At 67.5% G+C, this 23958-nt stretch carries 18 protein-coding genes and 1 tRNA gene; 13 read left to right on the top strand and 6 right to left on the bottom strand.

Going from position 1 to position 23958, the window contains the following annotated elements; genetic code table 11:
* Nucleotides 1-762 precede the first annotated feature (762 nt).
* Nucleotides 763-838: transfer RNA gene (locus tag FBZ88_RS20135), tRNA-Glu, on the top strand.
* 70 nt (nucleotides 839-908) lie between these two features.
* Nucleotides 909-1076 (top strand): DUF6538 domain-containing protein, encoded by a 168-nt coding sequence (locus FBZ88_RS31590; protein WP_425465795.1) that lies wholly within the window; start codon nucleotides 909-911, stop codon nucleotides 1074-1076.
* A 261-nt stretch (nucleotides 1077-1337) separates the two neighbouring features.
* Here FBZ88_RS31590 and FBZ88_RS20130 read toward each other — a convergent pair whose 3' ends face one another.
* Both FBZ88_RS20130 and FBZ88_RS20125 read right to left on the bottom strand, forming a co-directional pair.
* Complete coding sequence (locus tag FBZ88_RS20130; protein ID WP_145618943.1) at nucleotides 1338-2369, bottom strand: adenosine deaminase; 1032 nt, start codon at nucleotides 2367-2369, stop codon at nucleotides 1338-1340.
* 45 nt (nucleotides 2370-2414) lie between these two features.
* A complete protein-coding gene (locus tag FBZ88_RS20125) occupies nucleotides 2415-4667 on the bottom strand; it encodes a TonB-dependent receptor (RefSeq protein WP_145618942.1) in 2253 nt (750 codons plus the stop codon).
* 337 nt (nucleotides 4668-5004) lie between these two features.
* Between FBZ88_RS20125 and FBZ88_RS20120 the strand changes: the two genes are divergently transcribed.
* The 11 genes from FBZ88_RS20120 to FBZ88_RS20070 all read left to right on the top strand — a co-directional run bounded on the left by FBZ88_RS20120 (nucleotide 5005) and on the right by FBZ88_RS20070 (nucleotide 18641).
* Nucleotides 5005-6012 carry a LacI family DNA-binding transcriptional regulator gene (locus FBZ88_RS20120; protein WP_145618941.1) on the top strand — a complete coding sequence of 336 codons (1008 nt, stop codon included), beginning with the start codon at nucleotides 5005-5007 and terminating at the stop codon, nucleotides 6010-6012.
* Between the two features lie 297 nt (nucleotides 6013-6309).
* On the top strand, nucleotides 6310-8724 hold the full coding sequence (locus FBZ88_RS20115) for a TonB-dependent receptor (protein WP_145618940.1): 2415 nt from the start codon (nucleotides 6310-6312) through the stop codon (nucleotides 8722-8724).
* Nucleotides 8725-8790: 66 nt separating this feature from the next.
* Nucleotides 8791-9876: an alkaline phosphatase D family protein gene (locus FBZ88_RS20110; RefSeq protein WP_145618939.1), complete on the top strand. Its 1086-nt coding sequence runs from the start codon at nucleotides 8791-8793 to the stop codon at nucleotides 9874-9876.
* A 34-nt stretch (nucleotides 9877-9910) separates the two neighbouring features.
* On the top strand, nucleotides 9911-10810 hold the full coding sequence (locus FBZ88_RS20105) for a nucleoside hydrolase (RefSeq protein WP_186464504.1): 900 nt from the start codon (nucleotides 9911-9913) through the stop codon (nucleotides 10808-10810).
* Nucleotides 10807-11868: a BMP family lipoprotein gene (locus FBZ88_RS20100; protein ID WP_145618937.1), complete on the top strand. Its 1062-nt coding sequence runs from the start codon at nucleotides 10807-10809 to the stop codon at nucleotides 11866-11868. Before FBZ88_RS20105 ends, FBZ88_RS20100 begins: the two co-directional genes overlap by 4 nt.
* A complete protein-coding gene (locus FBZ88_RS20095) occupies nucleotides 11865-13436 on the top strand; it encodes an ABC transporter ATP-binding protein (protein WP_145618936.1) in 1572 nt (523 codons plus the stop codon). The genes FBZ88_RS20100 and FBZ88_RS20095 overlap by 4 nt, the downstream gene beginning before the upstream one ends.
* Nucleotides 13420-14508, top strand: a complete 1089-nt coding sequence (locus FBZ88_RS20090; RefSeq protein ID WP_145618935.1) for an ABC transporter permease — start codon at nucleotides 13420-13422, stop codon at nucleotides 14506-14508. The genes FBZ88_RS20095 and FBZ88_RS20090 overlap by 17 nt, the downstream gene beginning before the upstream one ends.
* A complete protein-coding gene (locus FBZ88_RS20085) occupies nucleotides 14505-15506 on the top strand; it encodes an ABC transporter permease (protein ID WP_145618934.1) in 1002 nt (333 codons plus the stop codon). The genes FBZ88_RS20090 and FBZ88_RS20085 overlap by 4 nt, the downstream gene beginning before the upstream one ends.
* Before the next feature lie 29 nt (nucleotides 15507-15535).
* Nucleotides 15536-16597, top strand: coding sequence for an ADP-ribosylglycohydrolase family protein (locus FBZ88_RS20080; protein ID WP_145618933.1), 1062 nt, complete (start codon nucleotides 15536-15538; stop codon nucleotides 16595-16597).
* Complete coding sequence (locus FBZ88_RS20075) at nucleotides 16594-17640, top strand: SIS domain-containing protein (RefSeq protein ID WP_145618932.1); 1047 nt, start codon at nucleotides 16594-16596, stop codon at nucleotides 17638-17640. The genes FBZ88_RS20080 and FBZ88_RS20075 overlap by 4 nt, the downstream gene beginning before the upstream one ends.
* On the top strand, nucleotides 17637-18641 hold the full coding sequence (locus tag FBZ88_RS20070) for a carbohydrate kinase family protein (protein ID WP_145618931.1): 1005 nt from the start codon (nucleotides 17637-17639) through the stop codon (nucleotides 18639-18641). Before FBZ88_RS20075 ends, FBZ88_RS20070 begins: the two co-directional genes overlap by 4 nt.
* A 160-nt stretch (nucleotides 18642-18801) precedes the next feature.
* On the opposite strand, the gene FBZ88_RS20065 is transcribed toward FBZ88_RS20070, so the two are convergent.
* The 4 genes from FBZ88_RS20065 to FBZ88_RS20050 form a co-directional block, all read right to left on the bottom strand.
* A complete protein-coding gene (locus FBZ88_RS20065; protein WP_246138765.1) occupies nucleotides 18802-19461 on the bottom strand; it encodes a FadR/GntR family transcriptional regulator in 660 nt (219 codons plus the stop codon).
* Nucleotides 19462-19568: 107 nt separating this feature from the next.
* Nucleotides 19569-21170 (bottom strand): efflux transporter outer membrane subunit, encoded by a 1602-nt coding sequence (locus tag FBZ88_RS20060; RefSeq protein ID WP_145618929.1) that lies wholly within the window; start codon nucleotides 21168-21170, stop codon nucleotides 19569-19571.
* A gap of 17 nt (nucleotides 21171-21187) precedes the next feature.
* Nucleotides 21188-22270: an HlyD family secretion protein gene (locus tag FBZ88_RS20055; protein WP_145618928.1), complete on the bottom strand. Its 1083-nt coding sequence runs from the start codon at nucleotides 22268-22270 to the stop codon at nucleotides 21188-21190.
* A gap of 14 nt (nucleotides 22271-22284) precedes the next feature.
* Complete coding sequence (locus FBZ88_RS20050; protein ID WP_145618927.1) at nucleotides 22285-23865, bottom strand: MFS transporter; 1581 nt, start codon at nucleotides 23863-23865, stop codon at nucleotides 22285-22287.
* Nucleotides 23866-23958 lie beyond the last annotated feature (93 nt).

The raw sequence follows: 23958 nt of genomic DNA, 5'->3' as shown, positions 1-23958 counted from the left end.
CAGCGTTCGTTCTGAGCCAGGATCAAACTCTCAGGTTCAATGCGGTATCCCAGGCACCGTTGCCGGCGCCCAAGAACCTCGACGGAAACCAACCTTAGTCGGCACCTCAAACCCAAGTCCGTTCCTGTTCCCCTCATCGCTGAAGGGACATATTCAGAGCATGTTCTTAAGATGCGCTTCGATCGTTTCCATGTTGTGCCCGTACTGGACCCAGCATCGGAACCGCCATCTGCGCATCCCTTCTCAAGACGTTCACTTGTTCAAGAACCCGTGGCCCAAACGCAAAAAGCGTCGACAACCACAACCCCGTCCCTGGCCGATCCCCGTAGGGACCAACCCAAACCCGGACAGGAAGGGCAAATTCCGTGTCGACCGGCGACCCCATCGCTGGAGCTTACCGCCTGGTCCGCAACCTCGTCATCCACCAGCGTCACCGCCAGAACTCAGGGATCGCTTCGCCGTCGCGCCGTTCGTTGTCGCCCGCCGCGTCGGTGAACGGGGTTATAGTGACCTCACCGGGGGGCTGTCTACAGGAATTTTGCAGTCACATGACGATTTTTACCGAACCTCAGGAGCCCCTATATACGCTCGCGCGCGCGTGGATAAGGCCCCAAACCCACTTTTTTGCCCTTCCATGACAGCCCTCCCCCAACACCCCGCCCCAACAACCTCCCCAACGCCCCACCCCAGCCCCGCAATGCCCCAACAAACCCCTTGACCTCCCCTCGCCGCTCGCGTACATCACCGCCCTCACACGGCCTCGTCCCCTTCGTCTAGAGGCCTAGGACACCGCCCTCTCACGGCGGTAACAGGGGTTCGAATCCCCTAGGGGACGCCATACTTCGGCTTAAGTGTTTGAGATAATTGGCAATATAGGCCCCTAGCCCGGATCAGTGTGACACACGTCTGTGACACACAAGGGCGACGCCATCTTGGCCAGCATCCCATACATCGTCCAACGTCGTCAGCGACTCTATCTGCGCGTCCGCCAACCCGCCGACGTCGCCGCCCTGACCGGCCGAACCCATTACGTCCGATCGCTCCGTACCACCGACCCTCGCCAAGCCCGGGTGTAAACCAGCACGCGGCTTGGACGCCGATCGGCACAGCAACCAATTGATTCTATTGGGGCCGACGGGGTCATTTGATCGCGCCGATCCACAAGCAGTGGGCGCGACCCGCATGGGCACAGCCGCCGTGTCGGATGTTAGTCAATGCGGGACTTGGACGCCGGTCGGCGCGGCATCCATTTGATTCTATTCAAGTTGGCGGGGTCAGCGGGTAGCGCCGGTTTACAATATTGGGCTGCCGCCGGACTGAAACCCAGTTGCCTCCGTCTATCCCGATAGGGGTTCAATCTGCCGCAACCTCGCCAGATGGGGCGCCTGGGCTGCGGCGTCCAGGAAAGATCCGGTGATGCTGTTGCGGGCCAGCCGCGCCAGCTGCGCCCGGTCCAGCCCCAGGGCCGCCGCGACCCGCGCGTAATTGTCCAGCAGATAGCCGCCGAAATAAGCCGGGTCGTCGGCGTTGACCGTCGCCTTCAGCCCCAGGTCCAGCATGCGGCGCAGGGGATGCGCCTCCAGGCTGGGCACGACGCAGAGCTTGAGGTTAGACAGCGGGCACACCGTCAGCGTCGTGCCCTGGTCCACCAGGCGCCGGGTGAGGTCCGCATCCTCCAGCGCGCGGTTGCCATGGTCCAGGCGATCCACGCCCAGGATGTCCAGCGCCTGCCAGACGTAGTCGGGCGGCCCCTCCTCCCCCGCGTGGGCCACCAGCTTCAGCCCTCGCTCCCGTGACGCCTGGAATACCCGGGCGAATTTCGACGGGGGGTTGCCGACCTCGGATGAATCCAGGCCAACGCCCGTGATGCGGTCCAGATAGGGCTCCGCCGCCCTTAGCGTGGCGAAGGCCGACTCCTCATCCAGATGGCGCAGGTAGCAGAGGATGAGGCGGGAGGTGACGCCCAACTCCCTCTCCGCCGCTGCCATGCCGGCCAGCAGGCCGTCGGCCACCACCTGGAAGGGTATGCCCCGGTCGGTATGGGTCTGGGGATCGAAGGAGATCTCGGCATGCACGCCGCCATCGGCCGCCAGCCGCCGGAAATAAGCCATCGCCAGGTCGTGGAAGTCCTCCTCCGTGCGCAGGACCTGGGCGCCCTGGTAATAGATGTCCAGGAAGTCCTGGAGATTGGTGAAGGCGTAGGCGGCCCGCACCTCCTCCACCGTGCGGAAGGGCAAATCCACCCGGTTGCGGCGGGCGAAGTCGAACATCTGCTCCGGTTCCAGGCTGCCTTCGATGTGCAGGTGCAGCTCCGCCTTGGGCAGGGACCGGATGAAATCAGCCGAGGCCGGGGCAAAGGTATCGGTCATGGTCGCTCCTGATCCCCGGGGGCAACCCCCGGGGATCGCTGGTCTTCAGAAATGGGTGGACAGTTCCACGCCGTAGGTGCGCGGATTGGTGAACACGCCGGCGTAGCCGTTGACGTTCACGGCGCTGGTCAGGACGGAGGCGTCGGTGATATTGCGCACCCAGGCCGCGACCTGGGTGCGGCCGAAGCGATAGCCCGCCCGGGCCCCGCCCTCCCAATACCCCTGCCCCCGGAATTGCGGCTGAACGAAGCTGGTCAGCTGAAAATTCTCGTCGCCGCGATAGGTCCAGTCGGTGCCCAGGAACAACTCCCGCCCGCCGCCCAGCGGATAGGTGTAGTCGGCCGTCAGCGAGGCGGTCCATCGCGGGGCGAAGGGAAAGGGCTGACCGGCGATGTCCAGGGGGTGGCCGGGGTTGCGGGGGTCGTCCACCTCCGTCGGGCCCTGGATCTCGGTTTTCACAAAGCCGAGATTGGCCCCCAGCAGCAGGCCGTCGGTCACCTGCAGCTTGGTTTCCAGTTCGAAGCCGGTGCCGATGCCTCCCTTGGCGTTGATCAGGCGGATGATTTCCTGGCCCGCCGCCAGATTGCTGTACGCCACCAGCTGCTGGTTGCGATAGACGTAATGGAAGACTGACAGGTCGGTGCGTAAGCGCCGACCGAAAAAGTCGCCCTTCACCCCCGCTTCGTACGATGTCACCGTCTCGGGATCCGCCTTCTGCAGCGGGTCGAACATGGCCTGTCCCGTGATCACACCGGCGTGGTACCCCTCCGCCACGCGGGCGTAGAGGTTGATTTGATCATCCAGGCGATAGGCCACGCTGCCATCGTAGGTGAATTTGCCCCAGCGGCCGTCGGTGCTGGAAAACCGGGGCAGGAACCAGGGGCCGGGGCCCCGGCCCGCCACCTTGTAAAACGGATCGGTGGCGAAGTTGGGGAAGGCCGCGAGGTCGGTGGGCTTGGGCGTGAAGGAGGAGGAGTCCTGCCAGAAGTCCACCGCGTCGACGGTGTAGCGCAAGCCGGCCGTCAGGGTCAGGCGCTCGATGGGGGAATAGCTGGCTTGGCCGAAGGCCGCACCGCTGTGGCTGCGCTGGCGCGCCCGCTGATAGGCGCCGAAGCCAGGCATGCCATCCGCCGTCTGGAAGCTGTTGTTGGCGGTGGTGTTCCAGTAGTTCAAATCCTCGGAGAAATAGTAGAGACCACCCTGCCAGCCAAAGGGCCCGCCAGGGTTGGAGGCCAGACGCAGTTCCTGTGTCACCTGTGTCAGCCCATCGACATCGGAGGCGTTGACCAAAGCCGGCCGGGGGGAGCCGTCGACATCCCCCACGCTGAACATGCTGCCGGTCAGCCAGGCGGTGATGGAGGTAAGGGTGACGTCGTCGAATTCATAGGCGGCGTTCAGGGTGACACCACGCGTGGTCACCTTCTGCCGGTTGTTGTTATCGCTTTCCTCCGCGATATCATACTTGTCGAAGGGCAGAACGCCGACGGTCGCATCGGTGCCGGCGCCATGGAACAGCGTGGACGTGCCATCCAGTGAGCGGCCGAAAGCCTGGACCAGGGCGGTGAAACGCTCGCCGGGCTTCCACTGCACCTGCACCCGCGCCGCCAAGTCGTCATAGCCGTCCAGCCTGTTCCCCGTGACCACATTGCGCACCCACGGGTCGCGATGCTGATACAGGACGGACGCCCGGGCAGCGAGGCCGTCGCCCAGGCTGCCACCTACCGCGGATTCCGCAGTGTAACTGCTGAAGTTGCCATAGGTGACATCGGCATAGCCCTCGGTCGCGTCCGTGGGCTTGCGGGACACCAGATGGACGGCGCCCGCCGTGGTGTTCTTGCCCCACAGCGTCCCCTGGGGGCCGCGCAACACCTCGACCCGTTCCAGGTCGAAAGCCGGCATGCCCTTCAGCACCGGGTTCTCCAGCACGACATCGTCATAGTACAGCGCCACCGGCTGCGAGGCGTTCAGGGTGAAGTCCTCGTTGCCCAGTCCACGGATATAGAAGCGTGGATAGACGCGGCCAAAGGTGGACTCCGCGTTCAGGTTGGCCACGCGTCCGGATAGCACCCGGATATCATCACCCGACACCGCCAGGCCGCGCATGTCGTCGCCGTTCATGACGCTGACGGACAGCGGTACCTGCTGCAGGTCCTCCGTCCGTTTCTGGGCCGTGACCACGATTTCCTCCAAGACGGGCGGGCCGTCCGCCGTCTCCGCCGCCCGCGCGACCGCCCCCCCTTCCCCCGCCGCCAATGCCACCAGCGCCGCCGCCGTCGTCACCTTCATGAGTCTCATCATTTTAACTCCCACCGTTCATGCCCTGTCCGCTGCTGCCAAGCCATCATCCTGGTGGCGCAGTTCATTTTAGTTAAACGTTTCATTTTTAAGGTGTGATAAAGCATGTTCGCCAGCCTCGCACCGCCGAACTAATTCCCTTTATCTTTCATGTTTGCCTGGAGTTTCCCGCCCGTCAAGGCAGCATTGTACTATTTTAAACGATTCATAAATATCCAGCACCTGTCGGGCTATCTTCGCCCTAATCAACCGGGCCCAACCATGCCCCTTCCCATTTCCACCGAAATTCGGCTGAAATACGCCGCAAACGTTTAACCAGCCTGTCACCCCAGAGACCCCGATGACCAAGGATGAAAACAGCGGCAAACGCCCCACCCTGAAGGACGTGGCGCTAGCGGCGGGGGTGTCGGTGGCCACGGCGTCGTACGCGCTGAACGACGTCGGTTCCGTGGGCGGAGACACGCGCCGCCATGTGCTGGAGGTCGCGGCGCGCCTGGGCTATCGCCCCAACCTGAGCGCCAAGGCCATGCGCACGGGCAAGACCAGCGCCATCGGCCTGATCCTGCCCGACCTGACCAACCCTTTCTTCCCGGCCCTGGCGCAGAACGTCGTCCACGCGGCGCGGGAAAGCGCCTACAGCGTCTTCGTCACCGACACGCAAGGTTCGCACGAGGCCGAGCGCGCCGCCGCCCAGGCCCTGATCCAGCGCGGGGTGGACGGCCTGATCTGGTTCCCCATCAATGACGAGGACACGTTGGCCGACCTGACCGGCGGCCTGCCGGTGCTGGTGCTGGACCGCGACAATCCCCGCCACGACCTGATCCAGATCGACGTCGACTCCGGGGGGCGCATGGCGGCTGAACGGCTGATCCGGGCGGGGCACCGGCGCATCGGGGTTATTTCCGGCCCGACCGACGTGCGCAGTTCCCGCCAACGATCCGAGAGCAGCGCCGAGGTGCTGCGCCGGCACGACGCCCTGGCCTGGCACCTGCACAATGCCTATTCCTTCGACCTGGAGCCGGCGGTGGCCGCCGCGGTGGCGGACGGGTCGGCCACCGCGCTGTGCGTGGGCGCCGACCTGATCGCGCTGGGCGCCATCAACACCCTGCGTCAGCGGGGCCTGCGCGTCCCGGAGGACGTTTCCATCATCGGGTTCGACAACATTCCCTACGGCGCGCTGGCCTTTCCCGGCCTGTCCACCATCAACATCCCGGTGGAGGAAATGGGGATCGAGGCGGTGAACACCCTGCTGCGCCGCATCGCCAAGCCAACGGAGTCCCGGCGCCGCCTGGTGTTCGACGTGACCTACGTCGAACGCGGCACCGTGGCGCCCCCACCCACCGCCTGACCCCTGCCGCCCATCCTTTCCCGTTGCCGCATCGGGTGGAAGCCCTCTTCGTGACATTTAAGTGAAACGTATAAGTTGACATTGCGTGCATGTCGCACTTTAAATATGAAACGTTTCATCACGGACCCACAACGGATCGAGGCACTGCGGCGGGGCCGCGGGGATCACGCAGGGGCCAAAACCAAGAAGGGGTATTGGGGCATGAAGCGGATGATGGGGCGCCGGACGGCGAAGCGGGGAAATGGACTGACCAGGGCGGCCTTGGCGGGCGCCTCGCTCTGGATACTGGCCGGAGTGATGCCTGGAACGGCCGGGGCGGTGGATGTGGCTGGGGCTGACGACGCCCTGGATGAGATCGTCATCACCGCCCACAAGCTGGGCATCGGCGAAACGCGGGCCAACAGCATCGTCGACGCAGAGGCCATCAAGGAACTGCCGCCCGGCCTGGATCCCCTGAAGATGATCAACCGGGTGCCCGGCGTGCTGGTGGGGTCCAGCGACGCCATGACCGGCAGCTTTTCCATGCGCCTCAGCATGCGCGGGCTGAACAAGGAACAGATCGGCGTTTCCGTCGACGGCGTCCCCAACGGCTCCACCCTGTCCAACGGCGGCACCATGCCGTCGCGCCTGATCGACGGCGGCAACCTGGAACGCATCTCCGTTTCCCAATCGGCGGGTGAGATCGGCACGCCGTCTAACCAGGCCCTGGGCGGCTACATCGATTTCCAGAGCCGTGATCCCGCCGCCACCGCCGGCGGCGCGGCGGAGCTGTCCGGCGGCGACGTCGGCTACCGCCGCGCCTTCGCCCGCCTGGACACGGGCGAAATCGCGCACGGCCTGACGGCCTATGTCAGCTATTCGCACGAACAGTTGAACACCTGGCCGGGCGCCCAATCGGGCGAGAGCAAGCGCGACCATGTCGATTTCAAGGTGGTGAAGGAATTCGATAACGGCGCCAAGGTGAAGGCCAGCTTCAGCTACAACGACCTGTCGGATAACGATTACGACGCCGTGGCCCTGCGCGCCGTCAGCGCGCCCTTCTACAAGGCCAACTTCGAGACCAATCCAAACACGGATGGCCTGACCGACGCCTGGACCGGCGACCCCAACATCGACCAGAACAACCGAAAAACGCGAGGAATCGACAGCCGCGAATACTTCAGCCACATCGATATTTCCACGCCCCTGACGGACAGCATCTCCTTCTCCGTCAAACCCTATTACCATCATGAGGAAGGGGCGGGCTGGTTCTATGTGCCATACGTCCAGCTACCGGCCAACGGCCAGCTGTACAGCACGGTGGCGCCCGGCGGCAAGGCCACCGGCACGGTGCAGGAGTGCTACGCCAACCAGTATGCCCACACCGCCAGCGGAGCGCTGATCCCGGTGGCGGCGGTCACCTACCCCGGCGGCACCAGCGCCGCGGCCTTGAAGGCCGCCGGCTGCCCGGCCGCTGCCAAATACCAGATGAATCCCACCAGCCAATGGGGCGCCCGCGAAGCCTCCCGCCGCAAGGGCGGCTATGAGATGGATCGCGAGGGCGGCCTGAGCGAGCTGAAGGGCACTATCGGCGATAATCAGGAACTGCGCGCTGGCATCTGGGTGGAGCATATCGACCGCGCCAAGACCCGCAATTGGTACAAGGTCACCGATCCCAAGATCAGCGACGACTACAGCGATAGCGGCCTGTACTCCATCACCCAGGATCGCCACTACGCATCCGACACGCACATGTACTACGGCCAGTACAAGCTGCGCTTCCTGGACAGCAAGGCGGAGGTGTCGGCCGGCCTGACCTACCAGGATTTCGATGAGACCTACCGCTCGCCCGTGGAGTTCGCCGGCATCCGGGAACTGAGCGTTCATTCCGACGTGCTGCCGAAGGTGGGCCTGCTGTACCACCTGACCGACAGCCTGGAACTGTTCGCCAGCGGCTCGCGGAACTTCAGCGCCCTGCCCGACAGCGTGTTCGAGGGCACGGCCGCCATCGACAGCAAGAAGGGCATCCAGCCGGAGACCTCCACCAACTACGACGTGGGCGCCCGCTGGGCCCTGGGCAATTTCGGCTTCTCCGTCCAGGGCTACTGGATCGATTACGATAACCGCATCTCAATCCAGAACGGCAACCCGGACGGCGACATCTTCAGCCGCGACGCCACCACCACCTTCCTGAATCAGGGCGGCATCACCTCACGCGGGGTGGAACTGACCGCCACCGCCCAGTTCGGCAGCGTCGACCTCTACGGCAACTACGCCTTCAACGATGCCTTCTACAAGGTGGCCACGCCGGCGGAGGGCATCAGTAAGGGCGACCCGGTGCTGGGCCAGCCGCGCCACAGCCTGTATGGCGAGGTGGGCTGGCGCCCCATCGACCCGCTGCGCCTGATGGTCAACGCCCGCTATGTCGGCCGCCAGGCTGGAACCTATGGCGCGGTGCAGAACACGGTGGTGGCAGGCGGCCCGGCCTATTACCCCCGGGAATACATGCCGGTGTATACCTTGGTGGGCCTGTCGGCGACCTATCGCCTGGACGACAACTGGGTGGGCCCGCTGCACGACACCGAGATCGCGGTGAACGTCGACAACCTGTTCGACCAGCACTACCTGGCCGGCATCGGCATGGAACTGACGACCAGCAATCCGCTGACGTCCGGCCGCTATTTCCTAGGCAGCCCGCGCACCTTCGTCGTGACCCTGCGCACCAAATACTGAGCCTGACAAGTAGAGCCTGACCGGGCCCCGCCGTCACCGGCGGGGCCCTCAACCCCGAGGGTGCCAATGTTCAACCGCCGTTCCCTGCTGGCCGCCACGGGCGCGACGCTGCTGACCCGCCTGGGGCGGGCGGCCGCGGCGCCGCGTGTGGCCGGGGAACGCCTGACGCGCATCGCCTTCGGCTGCTGCGACCATCCGGAAATGGCGCAGGACATCTGGCCGGCCATCACCGCGACCGACCCCGACCTGTTCCTGTTCATGGGCGACACCGTCTATGCCGACGACGCCGTGACGGCCAAGGTGGGGATCATCCCGGCCCTGGCCGAGATGTACCGCCGGCTGGACGCCTCCCCCGAGTTCCGGGCCTTCCGCGCCCTTGTGCCGATCGAGGCCACCTGGGACGACCACGATTATGGCGTTCATGACGGCGGCGCCGATTTCCCCGGGAAAGAAGCCGCCCGCGCGCTGTTCCTGGATTTCTTCCAGGTGCCCGCGAATGACCCGAGGCGGACGCGCCCCGATGGCGTCTACCACGCGCTGGAGTTGGGCCCGCCGGAGCGGCGCGTCCAGATCCTGTTTCTGGACCTGCGCTATAACCGTAGCCCCCTGCTGCGCCATGACGAGCCGGAACGCACGGCCAAGAGCGGCTTCGGACCCTATCTGCCCAACCTGGACCCGGCGGCCACCATGCTGGGCGCCGACCAATGGCGCTGGCTGGAGGCGCAACTGCGGCGACCGGCCCGGGTACGCCTGATCGGGTCCAGCGTCCCCTATGCCGCCGGCCACCGGGGCTATGAGGCCTGGACCAACTTCCCCCTGGAGCGGCAGCGCCTGGCCGACCTGATCGCACGCACCGGCGCCAGCGGCGTCCTTTTCCTGAGCGGCGAGGTCCATTATGGCGAGATCAGCGTCCTGACGCGGGGCACGCCCTATCCCCTCTATGACGTCACCAGCAGCGGCCTGACCCATTATTGGCCCCTGCCCGGCCCCAACCTGAACCGTCTGCCCATCGGCACCGTGGCCCAGCGCAACTTCGGCATGATCCATATCCTGTGGGAGGCGCCGGAACCCCAGGTGGTGATGGAGGTGCGAACGGCCGATGGCGTCCTCGGCATCCAGCACACGGTGGCCCTGGACAGCCTGCACACCTGAAACACGCTTTTGCTATTTCCCAAGAAAGACGTTCATGACTGCGGTTCTGATTGACTGTGATCCCGGCATCGACGACGCCCTGGCCCTGGCCTTGGCGGTAGCCTCCCCCGAACTGGACGTGCGCGCGGTGACCTGCGTGGCCGGCAACCGGCCAGTGGCTGTCACCGCCACCAACGCCCGGCGCCTGCTGGACCTATTCGGCCGGCCGGATATCCCCGTCTACGCCGGTGCCGCGCGGCCATTGCTGTATTCCCAGGCCCGGACCAACCTGGTGCATGGCGAGGATGGTCTGGGCGGGGTGACCTTGGGCGGGGACGCGCGGCCGGTGGTGGCGGACCATGCGGCCGACGCCCTGGCCCACCTGCTGCTGTCGCCGCTGGGGGCGGACCTGACGATCGTGGCCATGGGACCGCTGACCAATCTGGCGCTGGCGGAGATACGGCATCCCGGCCTGCTGGCGCGGGCCCGTTCCATTCACCTCATGGGTGGGGCCGCCCATTGCCCCGGCAATGTCACCCCGGCGGCGGAGTTCAATTTCTGGGCGGACCCGGCGGCCGCCCATGTGGTCATGACCGCCGGCGCCAGGTTGGAGGTCTTCCCGCTGGACGTGACCGGTCAGGCGGCGATGACCCCCGCGTGGCTGGCGGCCCTGGCGGCCCAACCCACGCGATCCGCCCAGGCGCTGGCCGCCATGCTGGCGGTGTACGGCGAACAGGATCCCCTGCTGCACGATGCCTGCCCAGTGGCGGCCCTGCTGCGGCCCCGCCTGTTCAAGGGGGAGACCGGCCGGCTGGAGGTGGACTGGCGGCCGGGCCCCGATGAGGGGTGCAGCCGCCTTCACCAGGATGGCGAGGTCAACGCCGCGCTGTACACCGGCCTGGACACGGATGGCCTGCTGTCCCTGATGGCCGAGCGCCTGGCCCGGCTGCCATGAGGGGCCCGGCACTCGCCCTGGTGCTGATGGTGATGACGGGGCTGGCGCCAGCCGCCGCCGGCGCACATGCGGCTGATGGGCGGCCCCCGCGCGTGGCCTTCTTCGTCAACGGGGCGCTGGGCGACAAGTCCTTCTTCGATTCCGCAGCCCGGGGCCTGCGCCAGGCGGAGGCGGACTTGCACCTGGCCACCCGCACCATCGAGGGCGGCTATGATCCCACACGATGGGAGAGCGGCCTGGTGGACCTGGCCGACAGCGGCGACTTCCCCATCATCGTGACCGGCACCTACACCATGGGGCCGCTGGTGCAGAAGGTGGCCCCCGACTATCCGGACGTCACCTTCATTCTGTTCGACGGCGTGGTCGATTACGCCCGCTGCGCCTGCGGCAACGTCTATTCCATGCGCTTCCGCCAGAACGAGGGTGGCTATCTGGCCGGCGTGCTGGCGGCTGGCTTGGTGCGGGCCGGGACGATATTCGGGGCCAAAGACGTGGTGGGATTGGTGGGCGCCATGCCCATCCCCGTCATCAACGATTTCGCCGCCGGCTATGGGGCCGGGGCGCAGGACGCGGCGCCCGGCATCGCCGTGCTGCGCCAGTTCGCCAATTCCTTCTCCGACCCCGCGACGGGCAAGGAGATCGCCAAGGCCCAATATGGCCAGGGGGCCGGCGTCATCTTCCAGGTGGCGGGGGCCACCGGCCAAGGCGTCATCGAGGCGGCCGAGGAAGCCGGGCGCTACGTCATCGGCGTGGATTCCGACCAGGCAGCCCTCTACCGCGCGTCCAGCCCCCGCCGCGCCACCCGCATCCTGACCTCCGTCATGAAGAACGTGGACGCCGCCATCCTGCGCGCCCTGCGGCTGTGGCAACAAGGCCGGCTGCCGCTGGGCCGGACGGAGTCCCTGGGCCTGAAGGAGGGTGCCATCGGCCTGGCGGACAATCCGGAGGCCGCCCTGACCGTGCCGCCCACCGTGCGCGCCGCGGTGGCGGCCGCGCGCCAGCGCATCATCGACGGCACCCTGACCGTGCCCACCGCCTTCGCAGGGGGGCAGCCATGACCCCCGCTATCGCCCCACCCTTGTTGGCCATCGCCTTGGAGGATGTGGAGAAGCGCTACCCCAACGGCACCTTGGCCAACAGCGGTGTCAGCTTCACCGTGGCGGCCGGCGAGATCCACGCCCTGGTGGGTGAGAACGGCGCCGGCAAGTCCACAGTGATGAAGATGCTGTACGGGCTGGAGCGGCCAACGGCCGGCATCCTGCGCATCCATGGCCGGCCGGTGGACTTCCGCCACCCAGGCGACGCCATCGCGGCCGGGATCGGCCTGGTGGCGCAGCACCTGAATCTGGTGCCGTCGCTGACGGTGGCGGAAAACGTGGTGCTGGGGCATGAGCCGCGCCGGATCGGCGGCCGGCTGGACCGGGCGGCGGCGGCGGCCCGCGTCCGGGAGTTGGTGGAGCAATCCGGGCTGGCCGTGGACCCGGCGGCAACGGTGGCCGGCCTGCCGGTCGGCGTGCGCCAGCGGGTGGAAATCCTGAAGGTGCTGCACCGGGGCGCGCGCATCCTGTTGCTGGACGAGCCCACGGCCGTCCTGACCCCGCCGGAGACGGCAACCCTGTTCGCCACCCTGCGCCAGTTGGCCAACGCCGGCCGCACCATCCTGCTCATCACCCACAAGCTGGATGAGGTGAAGGCCCTGGCCGGCGGCGTGACCGTTCTGTGCCGAGGCCGCGTCACCGGCAGCGCCCGCATGGCCGATTTGGACCAGGGCACGTTGGCGCGCCTGATGGTGGGCCGGGACCTGCCGCCACCGCCGCCCCGCCGGCCGGCTGGCGCGCGCCCGATACCCCGTGTCGTCGCCCGCGATCTGGGCTATGTCGACGGCGAGGGGACGATCCGGCTGCGGGACGTTTCCTTCGACGTGGCGCCGGGCGAAATCCTGGGCATCGCCGGGGTCGAGGGCAACGGCCAGGATGTGCTGGCCCGCCTGCTGTCCGGCGCCGATGTGCCCAGCGCGGGCGAGGCGAAGCTGGATGGCCAGGTCTTCACCGGCCTGTCCGCCCGGGCCGCCCGCGCCCGGGGTGTGGCGGTGGTGACGGAGGATAGGCTGCACGACGGCGCCGCCCCCAGCCTCAGCATCGTCGACAACCTGATGGCCACCCGCTACGCCCGCCCACCCCTGTCGCGCCGGGGCCTGATCGACCGCGCCACCGCCCGGCGCTGGGCGGAAGAGGTGATCGGCGGCTTCAGCGTGCGCGCGACTGGGCCCGACCAACCCATCGGCGCGCTGTCGGGCGGCAACATGCAGAAGCTGATCCTGGCGCGTGAGATCGCCGACGCCCCCACCTTCCTGGTCGCCAGCCAGCCGACCCGGGGCGTGGACATCGCGGCCGCATCCGCCCTGCACACCCGCCTGGCCGCGTTGCGCGACCAGGGTGCCGCCATCCTGCTGATTTCGGCCGACCTGGATGAACTGCTGGCCCTTTCGGACCACATCGCCGTGCTGTACCGGGGGCGGATTGTCGCCCGGTTCGCGGCCGGGGCGGTCGATGCCCGGACCCTGGGCCTGCACATGACGGGCCTGGGGCCCCCGGTGGAAGGGGGCGGCCATGACGCCGTCGCGTGAAGGGGCCCGCATCGCCCTGGCCGTGGGCGCGGCCCTGGCCCTGGGCTTCGCCGTCATGGCCTGTGTCAGCGACCAGCCCTGGGCCGCCTTCCGCGCGCTGCTGACCGGCCCCCTGCCCTCGGTCGATCGCGCCGCCGACGGCCAAGTGGTGGTGCATCGGCTGGTTCGCTTCGGCGCCTGGCTGCAGGACGCCACCACCCTGACCCTGGTGGGGCTGGCAATCGGCCTCCCCTTTCGCGCGCGGCAATTCTCATTGGGCGCCGACGGCCAGCTGTTCATGGGCGCGCTGGCGGCGGCGACCGTCAGCCTGGGCCTGGGAGAGACGCCGACCGCCTTGCCGCTCGCCTTCCTGGCGGCGGCGGTGGCCGGCGCCGGCTGGGGCCTGGTGGCAGGACTGTTGAAAACCCGGTTCGAGGCCAATGAGATCGTGACCACCCTGATGCTGAACGTGGTGGCGGTGCAAGTTTACCGCCTGGTGGTGGGCCGGGTGCTGAACGACCCTACGGCCGGCTTCATCACCACGCCCCCGCTGCCCGACGCCGCGACCCTGGCGCCGCTGATCGCCCGCACCACCGTGACGGCCATGGTGCTTGTGGCGCCAGTGGCGGCGGTGGCGGCCCTGTTCCTGCTGCGCCGGACGACCCTGGGGTATGAGATCGACCTGGCCGGCGCCAACCCCTGGTTCGCGATCCGGGCGGGGGTGCCGGTGGCCCGGGCCACGGCGCTGGCGTTCGCGCTGGGTGGCGTGTTCGCCGGACTGGCGGGCTTCCACGTGTCGAACGCCCTGCTGAAACGTCTGCCCATCGACCTTACCCCCGGCATCGGGCTGGAGGGCATCGTGGTGGCGCTGCTGGCGCGCGGGCGGGTAGGCGCCCTGCCCCTGGCGGCCCTAGGCTACGCCTACCTGCGCGTGGGCGCCCAGGCCATGGAGCGCACCACCGATGTCCCGCGCGAGGTGGTCCTGGTCATTCAGGCGCTGATCATCCTGTTTGTAGTGTCGGACCGTCTGGCGCCACTGGCCCTGGGCTTGATGCGCCGGGTCCGCACAAGCATAGGGGGGAGACCTGCATGAGCCTGGACCTTGTCTCGGCCGGCACGATGGCCGCCGTGGTGGCGGTCACTACCCTGCGCGCCGCCACCCCCATCGTCTTCGCCAGCCTGGGCGGCCTGATCTCTGAACTGGCCGGCTGCATCAACGTGGCGCTGGAGGGCGTGATGCTGGTGGCCGCCTTCGCCGGCGTCATCACCTCCGCCTATTCCGCCCTGTGGTTCCCGGACGCCCCCCTGTGGCTGCACCCGTGGCTGGGTTGCGCCGTCGGCTTGCTCGCAGGCACGGCGCTGGCGGGCCTGCTGGCCGTATTCCATCTGGAGCTGGGGGCCGATTTGATCGTCGCCGGCATCGGGCTGAACATCCTGGCCCAGGGATTGACGGTGCTGCTGATGGCCCACCTGACGGGCGACAAGGGTTCGACCGCCAGCCTGACCAGCTTCGCCCTGCCCAGCCTGCGCTGGCCTGGCATGGGCGGCGTGCCGGTGCTGGGCGTCCTGCTGAACGGCGACGGGGATGCCGGGCACAACGTGCTGGTCTACGGCGCCCTGGCCGCCACCGGCTGGGTCGCGTGGGCGCTGCGCCACACGGTCTTCGGCCTGCGCCTCAGGGCGGCGGGGGAAAACGCGCAGGCCGCACTGGCCGCCGGACTGCCGGTGAAGCGGCTGCGGTATGCCGGCCTGCTGCTGAGCGGCCTGCTGGCCAGCGGTGGCGGCGTCTTCCTTGGCATGGGCTATCTGACGCTATTCCAAGCCGACATGGCGGCGGGGCGGGGATACCTGGCCCTGGCCGCCGTGTTCCTGGGCGGCCGCCGGCCCCTGGGCACAGTGGCAGCGGCGCTGGTGTTCGGCGGCGCCACCGTCATGGCCGCCCGCCTGGGCCTGCTGGCCGTGCCGGCCGAGGTGGTCTTCATGATCCCTCCCCTGGTCACCATCGCCGCCCTGGTCTTGGTCAAGCAGCACCAACGCCTGGCCGCCCGGCGCCGCGCCGCGGCCGGCCGGACCGCCCTTCTTTCCTCCTGACGGACACGACATCACGGGACATGGCATCCATGAGCACACACACCCTGCATGACCGGATCGCCGGTTCGCTGCTGCTGGCCGGCATGGGCGACGCGCTGGGCGCCCCCACCGAGCAATGGTCCATGGCCGAGATCCTGGCCGCCCATGGCGGCCTGGTTGCCGGCTTCGTGACACCGACGGTTGACACCTTCGCCGGCGCCAACGCCGGCAAGAGGGCTGAGGTGACGGACGACGCCAGCCAAATGTACTACCTGGCCCGCGCCCTGGTGCGCGGCGGGGGCAGGCTGGACGCAGCCGGCTGGGTCGCCTGCCTGCTGGACTGGGCCGACACCTCGCCCAAGGCCGGCTTCATGGGGCCCAGCACGGTGGGCATCGTGGCGGCCCTGCGTGCCGGCACCGACCCGGCCCTGGTGGGGGTCATCGGCCAGTCGCGGCGCAAGATGACGACCATAGGCACCACCAATGGCGCCGCCATGCGGGTGGCGCCCGCCGGTCTGGTCCATCCTGGCGACCTGGACGCCGCCTGTGCCCAGGCGCTGGTGACCTGCCTGCCCTCGCACGACACCGATGTCGCCATCGCCGCCGCCTGCGCCATCGCCGCCGGCACGGCCCGGACCCTGGTGACGGACGACATCGCCGACGTCATCACCGCCTGCATCGAGGGGGGACGCCAGGGCGCCGCCCTGGCCGCCCGGCATGCCCGCGTGGGCCCCGGCCCCCGCTTTCAGGCGCGCCTGGACCTGGCGTTGGAGATCGCCGCCCGGGCCACGGATGACCTGACCTTTCTTGAGGCCTTGGACGCGCAGGTCGGCGCCTCGGTCCTGGCGGCGGAATCGGTGCCGGCGGCCATCGCCATCCTGGCCTACGCCAAGGGCGACCCGCTGCGCACCATCGCCCTGTCGGCCACCATCGGCAACGACACCGATTCCATCGCCACCATGGCGGGAGCGCTGGCCGGTGCCTTACGTGGCGCCTCCGCCCTGCCGGCCGGCCTCACTGCCGAATTCAGGGCGGTGAACGCGGTAGACTACGACCTGGATGCCCTGGCGGCCGAGCTGGCCGCCATCGCCCAGCGGCGGCTGGCGGCATGACGGAGGCCGACACCTTGATGCCCCTGCCCGCCACGGCACGGGAGCGGGCGGACACCCCCACCGCCGTGGACAGGGCGCTAACCCGCTTGGCCGCACCAGTGCGGGACCTGGCGGCGGCGCTGACCGCCCGGGGGATCGGCCGCCTGCTGGTGGCCGGGTCCGGCGACAGCCTGTCCGTCGGGCTGATGGCCACACCGGCTTTCGCCGCCTATGCCGGCATTCCCTGCCAGGCGGTCCAGGCCTTCGAACTGGCGCGATATGGCCACCCCGACCTGGGAGCCCATACCGCCGTGGCGGTGATCAGTTCCAGCGGGCGTCCGTCGCCGGCCCATGACGCCCTGGCCCGCGCCCGGGAGAGTGGTGCCCTGGTCATCGGCATCTGCGATCGGGAGGGCACGCCCTTCCTGGCCCCGCCGGTTTGGGGCCTGTGCCCCGGCGCCAGCAAGGGCGGCATGCCCACGCAATCGACCACCGCCACGCTGGCCGTCCTGATCCTGCTGGCGCTGGAATGGGGCGAGGTGCTGCGGCGGCCGATGGCGGGCCCCCGCCGGGAGGTCGCCGCCCTGCCGGCCACCCTGGAGAGGGTCCTGCGATCCGACACCGCAATCCACGCCCTGGGCGCCACGCTGGCCACCCGGCGCCATCTGCACATCGTCGGCGCCGGCCCCAACACCGGCACCGCCCGCTGCATCGCCGACCTGCTGACGGCGGCGGCGGGGCTGGCGGCCCTACCCCATGCAGTGGAGGAGTTTCATCACGCCCTGCGCCTGCAGGCCCTGACCCCCACCGACCTGGTGCTGGTCCTGGCGCCCCCCGGCGCGCGCGCGGCGGATCGCCTGGCCGATACCGCCACCGCCGCCCGTGCACGCGGTGCGGCGGTGGCGGTGCTGGGCGGGCCGGACTTCCCCATGCCCGGGATGGATGAGCCCATGACGCCCCTGCCGTTGCTGATGCAGGGTCAGGCGCTGGCGTTGGCCGCCGGTGACGCCGCCGCCCGGGCCGGCCGCTTCCGGATGATCGCCTGCACAGGGACCACCCGATGATCCCGCCCGGCGCCCGCCGCTTTGGCCTGCTGGCCTATGGCGACCCCAATATCGACCTGGTCTTCGCCGTGGACCGCGCGCCGGCGGCGGATGAGAAGGTCCTGGGCCGGCACCTGGGACGCCATGCCGGCGGCACGGCGGCCAATGTGGCCTGCGCCGCCGCCCGCCTGGGCCTGCCCACCGCAGCCTACGGCCGGGTCGGCCGCGATAATGGCGATGGCGACCACCTGGTGGCGGAATTCCAACGCTTCGGCGTCGCTCCGCAGTGGGTGCGGCGGGTGGCGGGACCCTGCGCCACGGCCCTGATCCTGGTGCAGGGGGATGGGGAGAAGGCGCTGGTCTACGCGCCGCTGCCCGGCTGGCCGCTGGACACGGCCACCCTGGCCCCGGCCCTGGAACAGTCCCGCGTCGTCTACGCCATGCCGTACGACCTGGCGGAGTTCGAGATCGTGAGCCGCGAAGCCCGCGCCGCCGGCACCCTGGTCGCCATCGATGTGGAGGCGGCGGTGGTCCCTGGCCCGGAGCGGCTGGCGGCGCTTTTGCCCTTGTGCGACATCGTGTTCCTCAACGAAGGCGGGTTCCGCGCCGCGACCGGCTTGCCCCCGACGCCGGAGCATGCACGCGCGCTGCTGAAACAGGGGCCGGAGCTTGTGGTGGTGACCTTGGGTGCCCGGGGGGCCATCGCCGTGCGGGGCGACGAGAGCGTGATCCAGCCTGCGTTTCCGGCGCACCTGGTGGACGCGACCGGGGCCGGCGACTGCTTCAACGCCGCCGTACTGGCCCGCCTGCTCGGCGGCGACAGCCTGGCCGATGCCCTGCGCTTCGCTGCCGCCGCCGCCAGCCTGGCCATCACCGCCATCGGTGCCCGCGCGGGCTTTCCCGACCATGCCGCGGTAGCCTCGGTATTGGACAGCGCAAACCAGGGGGCATCCACTCCACTCTCGGATACATCACCCCAGAACAGGCCGGGCGAAAGGCCGCATAACCAGGTGTCCACTTAAGCGGGGGAAGGTCACTTCGCCATGACCCCACTCCTGCAAGGCCCGACATCACCGTCAATCTTTTATACCCGCTGCCCCAAGGGGCGCACTCCACTGGAAGATGCGCCAATCATAGGGGACACTGCGGCCGGATGAGACGGATTATCCCGCCCCGTCCGTGTCAGCGGCCCAAAAGCTCGGTGAGCTTGGCAATGACTGGCGCGACAACGGCACGGGCGGCAATAGCCGCCCCTTCGGGGTCCCGGCGCTCGATCGCCTCGACAATCCCGGCATGGGCGGCGGCACCCGGCTCAGGCACCTCCCGCTCTGCCAGAACCGCCTGAGTGTTCTGACGGACGGCCGCTGAAAAGTAGCGGTACAATTCCGCCAGCGCCGCATTGTGCGCCGCCGTCGCGATCGCGGCGTGGAAGGCGAGATCACAATCGATGAACCCAGCAAGATCGCCGTCGGCGGGTACGTCACCGCGTGCTTCCAAAAGCCGTCCCAGCCTTTCGAGGTCTTCATCCGTCCGGCGCATGGCTGCAAGACGCGCCGCTTCGGTCTCAAGGATAGCCCGTAGTTCGAAATGATCCCGCAGGCCGGCATGGCTCACCCGGCGCATGACTTCAGCCGGGTCGACGCTGGAGCGGACATAGGTGCCGTCGCCTTGCCGGACTTCCAGCACCTGTGCGTGGGACAGTACCCGGATCGCTTCGCGAACCGTGTTGCGGCCGACCTGCAGCATGGCGGCCAGGTCAGGCTCCCTCGGAATGCGCTGTCCTACTTTCCAAGCGCCACTTTCGATCTGCGTGCGGATAAGGCTGATGGTCGATTCGACCAACGACGTGCGAGGAGCTTGGGGAAGAGGCGCAGTCGCGGACATTATTTTTAACCTCGCCGAATGACTCGCATCGTTCATAGCTCGTCATCGTGATAGATCGGGTGATCCTATCTTTGCCACCCATTGGCAGCAAGCTCACCTAATGTCTCAGAGGCAGGAGCCCGCCCCGTTTCGATGTCCGATTTTCTTTCGGTCTCCGCTTCGACGGGAAACTCCGACTGCCATCCTCCTCCCAAGGCCTTATACAGGCTGGCCAACGCCAGGTCCGTGTCGGTATCGGCCTGCGTCTGAGCACGCTGGACACTCAGAAGCTGGTTCTGGACACTCAGCACGTTGAGGAAATCCACGGCGCCTTCGACATATTGCGACTGTGCCGTCGCCAGGGCGATTCGGCTCTGTCGCACGGTTTCCAGCAGCTGGCTGCGCTGATTTTGCGCGGCATTGTAGGCGGTGAGCGCATCGTCGACCTCGTGCCAGGCTTGCAGGACGGTGCGCTGATAAACGATGGCAGCCTGTTTTTGCTGAGCTTTCCGCAGTTCCAGCGCACCATGCAGGCGGCCCCCTTCGAAGATTGGCAAGCTGATCGAAGGGCCAATGCCATATTGCCGTGACGCCCAGGAACCGAGACCGGAGAACTGCAGCGCCTGAATGTCGAAGCTGCCACCAAGCACGACACGCGGATAGAAGTCGGCGACCGCCACCCCGGTATTGGCTGTCGCTTCATGGAGGCGCGCTTCAGCGGACCGAATGTCCGGCCGTTGCCGCGCCAGCTCGGACGGCAAGCCGACCGGTATACGCGGCGGAACAGGTGGTATGGGCTTGGGCGCCGCAAGTTCCGTGGCAAGCGCGCGGGGCGGTGCACCCAACAGGAAGCTCAAGGCATTGATGAGTTGCGCCTCCTGCTTCCGGAGCGCCGGCAACCCAGCCTGGATGGCCGATACTTGTGCGGCGGCATTGGCGACGTCCAGATTGGTGGTGGCGCCATTTGAGAAGCGCAGCTTGGTCAGCGACAGGCTATGGGTTGCGATATCCAGATTTTGCTGGGTGATCGCTATCTGCGCCTGCACGCCGCGAAGCTGGAGATAATCACGGGCGGTTTCTGCAAGGGCGCTGACGAGCACACCCCGGCGCATGTCCGCCGTCGCCTCAACCTCCGCGCTCGAGGCTTCGACGGCGCGGCGCACCCGCCCCCACAAATCAAGCTCCCATGAGGCGTCGAAGCCATATTGCCAAAGGTCGAATGCGGGGGAGCCGCTGCTCCCCGGCAAGGAGGTCGGCCCGAACCCCGGACCGCCGTTGGCGATCGTCGCCGCACTTTGCGGTTGCGTCGTTCCAAGCAGGCCCAGCACACCATTGGGGCTCGCCCGCTCACGGGCATAGGAGGCGTTCGCGCTGGCGGATGGATATTGGTCGGCGCCGACCATTCGGCGTTCGGCCCTGCTTTGCGCCACCCGGGTTGTCGCCTCCGCCACATCAAGGTTCATTGACGCGACCCTGCGCTCCAGGGACGACAATTCAGCATCGCCGAAGATCGTCCACCACTCAGGGTCGGCGGCGGCGGCGTCCATCCGGCTGGTGGCGGCCTCCCCCACCGGCGGCGAAAACGCGAGCGGGAGCGCTGGGGTCGGTTCGTGCCAATCAGGTCCCACCGTGCAGCCGCCGAGGAATAGAAGCGCCCCGACCATTGCAAGGCGGCTGGCGCTGGACATGAGGGTTCGAACCGCAGTCATCGGCCTGCCACGTGATTGAGGGTTTGAGAAGCACCCTGGCCGTCATCTCCAGAGCCCGCGGTATCCAGGCTGACGTCAACCGACATGCCGACGCGGAGGCGCTGCACCAACGCCTGTCCAGGATCGAACCGGATCTTCAGGGGAATGCGCTGCACCACCTTGGTAAAATTCCCGGTGGCGTTGTCGGGGGGGATGGGCGAAAAGGCGATGCCGCTCGCGGGCGCCACGCTATCGACAGTGCCTGTGAGCGTCTGCCCCGGAAAGCTGTCGACGGTGATGCGCGCCTTTTGACCTGACGCCATGTGCGTAAGCTGGGTCTCCTGAAAGTTCGCCAGCACGTAAGCCGATCGCAACGGCACCACGGCCAACAACGCCGTTCCGGGGCTGACATAGTTGCCGACCCGCACGCTGCGCTGGCCGATGACACCATCGATCGGCGCGAGGATGCGCGTATAGGACAGGTTGAGGCGGGCCTGATCCAATGTCGCTTGCGCGCGCTTCACCTCCGCCGCAGCCTCATTTCTCTGGGCATCCAGAACCGCAAGTTCATGTCGGGCGGCCGCCGCGGCGGCCGTGTCGCGATCCTTCGCCGCCATTGCCTGCCGAAGCTGGGAGGCGGATTGCTGCTGTTGTTCAAGGCTGCCGGCACCACCCAGGGAGAGATTGTGATAGCGCATGGCGTTGGCTTGGGCGAAGCCCAAGGCCGCATCGTCCGCGCGTATGGTCGCTTCCGTCTGCTCGATGATCGGCTTCTGCCGGGCAAGCTCCGCCGTCAGGTTCTCGACCTTGGCCTGTGCGGCGGCCAAAGCCGCCTCGGCCGCGGCCACGGCGGCGCGACAATCACGATCATCGATATGGGCGAGTTCCTGTCCCGCACGGACCTGCTGGTTATCCTCTACCGTTACCGCGTCAATCAGGCCGCTGACCTTGGGCGCGACAATCGAGAAATCCGCCACGATATAGGCGTCATTGGTCTGCTGCGTTCTTCCATCCCCGAGTAGAGCGCGGTCAGCGCAAAAGGCGATGACAGCGCAGGCCGCGACGCCGCCGGCGAGAAGCACTTTCTTTGTTCGTGTCATAGAAATTCCTGACATCAGTGTGCCGCAGGCGCCGGGACGCCCGCAGATGCGGGCGGATAGACACGTGTCGGCAGGATGGGGATGAGAAGCAAAAGAGCGACGGCGATGCCGATCATCACGAGGTTGATGTCGGCCGTCGTGAGAACTAGCGCTTGATCGCGTACCGCCTGGGCAAAAGCCGCAAGATCGCGTGGCTTGTCGTTCAAGCCCGACAACACGAAGTTCGACGCCCCATAGTGATCGAGCAAAATGTTGGAGTGTGTGTGCTCCCGCCGCGTTTCGAGGAAGCTGATGAGGCCCGCCGCGATGGCATTGGCGAAGCCCTTGACCATGTTGAACATGCCCGAGACGAAAGGCCCGTCCGTCGGCGCCAACTTCATCGTCGCCAGCATGAGGATCGGAATAATCGCCATCGGCTGCCCGAAGACCTGAAGGGCCTGCAACAAATAGAAATTGCCCCGGAACCAGTCCGATGTGATGAAGCTCCCGCCATAGGCCGAAGCGGCCATCAGCAGCAGGCCGCCGGCGAGCACCCACCGGCAATCGACGCGCCGGATATTGCAGAGCGCCGAGACAAGCGGCAGCGCGAGAAGCTGGGGCAGAGCGATGACGAGTGCCATCGGCGCTGTCTGCAAGGGGCGGTAGCCTCGCACCTCCGCCAAGTAGGCGGAGGGCACCTCGATATTCGCGACGGCCAGCACCAGCACCGTTGCCACGGCGATGAGCGAGAAGGACAAGTCGCGCGAACGCAACATCTGGATGCGGAAGAAGGGGAGCGGGTGAAACCACTCATTCAGCAGAAACATCATGAACAGGAAGACACCACCGATGATCAGGTGGCAAATCAGGGGTGAGTGGAACCAATCCAGACGATCCCCCTGCATCAGCCCGATGACGAGCATGCAAATGGCGGGGAAACCCAGCAGCAGACCGCGCCAGTTGAACTGCCGCAACCGCTCCAGCCTCAGCGGATCCTGCGGAAGACCATAGGCGACCAGGAAGATGCTGATAAGGCTAAGCGGGATGGCTTCCCAAAAGACCGCCCGCCACCCGAGATACTCAAAGCAGAGTGCGGCGAGGGGCGTTGCGAGGTTGGGACCGCAGGTCGCCGTCAGGGCGTAGGCTCCCAGGCCATAGACCTTCACTTTGGGCGGCAGGTAGCGCAACGCCACGGTCATGAGCATTGGCGGCAAAGCGCCGCCCGCGAACCCCTGAACCGCGCGGAGGATGTAAAGGCTGGTTATGCTGGACGTGAACGGCGCGGCCACGGCCAGCATGGCGAACAAGCCAACCATCGTGATGGTGAAGCGGCGGAGCGAAAATGTGACGGCGCACCACGGCGCGAAAGCCATGGCCGACACCTGAAACGCCTCATAGAGCGCGGTCAGCCAGGTTCCTTCGTCATGGCCGATCCCCAGGACACCCCGGATGTCGGTCAAGTCGATATCCGTGACGTGTTCGTTGAAACCTGAAACCAGCACGGCGATCAGCACGCCCGCGAGGCCGGCGGCGATACGGGGCGTGAATGGTGCCGGACCCGCCGGGCGTACGACCGGCGCGGCAGCCGCAGGCGCCAGCATGATTGATCCGGTCATATCGCGGCCTCCGGGCCAAGCCGCTCCCGCAGGAACCGATGCCGCTTGTCATCGCAGAGTTCGCCATGGGCCGGCGATTTAAGCCAACCCCCT

Source organism: Nitrospirillum bahiense, assembly GCF_007828025.1.
Lineage (GTDB): Bacteria > Pseudomonadota > Alphaproteobacteria > Azospirillales > Azospirillaceae > Nitrospirillum > Nitrospirillum amazonense.
Note: the sequence above shows the minus strand (reverse complement) of the source record. Positions and strands in the feature narration are given on the sequence as shown.